Below are 1,744 nucleotides of genomic sequence, written 5' to 3'. Positions count from 1 at the left end.
CAATTACTTAGGTCAATGCCGATGGTTGGTCCATTAATGAGTGGTAAGGTTCCAATACCGAGACTTCTAATCTGGCTTAATGAGGATGAGGCAGAGGCTTTGGGACCTAAGCTTGATGTTGGTGATGCTGTCGAAATAAGGATTGATAATGGGAAGCTCGAGTTAGTTAAGGTATAGTGTTAAATCTTAACGTCAAATTCCTCACTTAATTTAAGTAAATCCTTAAGCTTAATCCTCACGTGTTTACCATTTGGTAGCGTCCTAACGATCACGAAGGGAATCAATCCTCTACGCACCTCCTCAAGTGCAATGACTATTGGATCATAGGTACCAAGCTTTTGCGGGTCAATTAGTGGTTGTGCACCCATAGCCAATTGCCTAGCTCTGGCTGCCACAATCCTCGCTAGTTCATACTTAGTTATTCTAGGTGGGTATGTTAACCTACCCTTAGCCAAATCCTCGATCCTCTTTAGGATATCAGCAAGTGCATCCTCCTTTAATACAGGATTTTGTGTTTGATTTGAGGAGGACATTGAGGAAACCGTAATAAAAATCGTTTAAAAACCTAACCTAGTTGATTTTTATTACTCGGTTTTTGATGAGGACTCTTCCTCACTCTCTGTTTTGCCCTTTGATTTACCGCCGCCGGTGGACTTCGTTTGCGCAGCAGCCACTATATCATCTATCCTAAGTATCATTATTGCAGCCTCGGCGGCGCTCCTTATCACCTGCTTCTTAACCAGCAATGGATCAACGATGTTTAGCTTAAGCATGTTTGCAACCTTACCATTAAGCACATCAACACCGGCATCTACCTCACCACTGTCGTGTCTCCTCCTTAACTCTGCTATGGCATCCACTGGATCAAGACCAGCCGTTAGGGCTAGTATTGTTGGTACATGCTCGAGAGCTTCTGCGAACTTGAGTACGGATAACTGCTCCTTACCAGGCAACTTCCTACCCCACTCCCTAATCCTCCTGGCTATCTCCATCTCGAAGGCGCCACCGCCAGGCACTATCTTGGGCTCCCTGTACAAGTCCCTAATCACATGTAGTGCATCCTGCATTGATCTTTCAGCCTCGTCGAGGACCCTGTCCGCCGCACCCCTAATCAGTATTGTGACAGCTCTCGGGTTCGGACATTGCTCGACAAACACCATCTTCTCCTCACCAACCTTCCTCTCCTCAACGAGACCTGCTGTGCCAAGGTCTTCTGGCTTTATGTCCTTTATGCTCGTGACTATCTTGGCACCGGTTGCCTTGGCAAGCTTCTCGATATCGCTCCTCTTAACCCTCCTAACAGCCATTATGCCTCTCTTGGCTAGGTAGTGCTGGGCGACCTCGTCAATGCCCTTCTGCGTAATAACCACGTTTGCCCCAACCTCGGCTAACTTATCAACGTATGACTTCAGTATGTTGGACTCCTCCTCCAGGAACGCCTTTATTTGGTCGGGTGATGAGACTGATATCTTCGTTGTCCACTCAGGCTTCTCTATCTCAAGCGGTGCGTCTAGAACCGCGATCTTAGCGTTGACGACTCTCTTCGGCATGCCTGGGTGTACAACCTCCTTGTCAAGGACAATACCTTGTATTAACTGGGTTTCAGCCAGTGACTGGCCCTTCTTCTTCTCAAGCTTTATCCAATCCAGGTCTAGGTTGTATTTCCCGTTAACCTTCTCCACGGCAATTGCTGACGCATCAACCGCAACCTTAGCTAGGTAATCCCTAGCCTCAGCCACTATCT

Annotated in this window: 3 protein-coding genes; 1 reads left to right on the top strand and 2 read right to left on the bottom strand. The window is 47.3% G+C overall.

Going from position 1 to position 1,744, the window contains the following annotated elements:
• Positions 1–177, top strand: a 177-nt coding sequence (locus tag B7L70_RS13670; protein ID WP_162009187.1) for an arcadin 1, incomplete at its 5' end; no start/stop codon positions are given.
• Between the two features lie 2 nt (positions 178–179).
• Here the strand turns inward: B7L70_RS13670 and B7L70_RS12720 are convergent.
• Both B7L70_RS12720 and thsA read right to left on the bottom strand, forming a co-directional pair.
• Entirely contained in the window at positions 180–533 is a 354-nt protein-coding gene (locus B7L70_RS12720) for a DNA-directed RNA polymerase subunit K (protein WP_081228479.1), read from the bottom strand.
• A 51-nt stretch (positions 534–584) separates the two neighbouring features.
• Positions 585–1,744, bottom strand: a 1,160-nt coding sequence (gene thsA, locus B7L70_RS12715) for a thermosome subunit alpha (protein WP_101940307.1), incomplete at its 5' end; no start/stop codon positions are given.

It is taken from the genome of Vulcanisaeta sp. EB80, from assembly GCF_002078205.2.
The sequence above is the reverse complement of the archived record's forward strand: the minus strand, read 5'-3'. Positions and strand labels throughout refer to the sequence as shown.

Coding starts and splice junctions, on each gene's coding strand:
- B7L70_RS12720 (WP_081228479.1), bottom strand. CDS start 533: ATGTCCTCCTCAAATCAAACACAAAATCCTGTATTAAAGGAGGATGCA.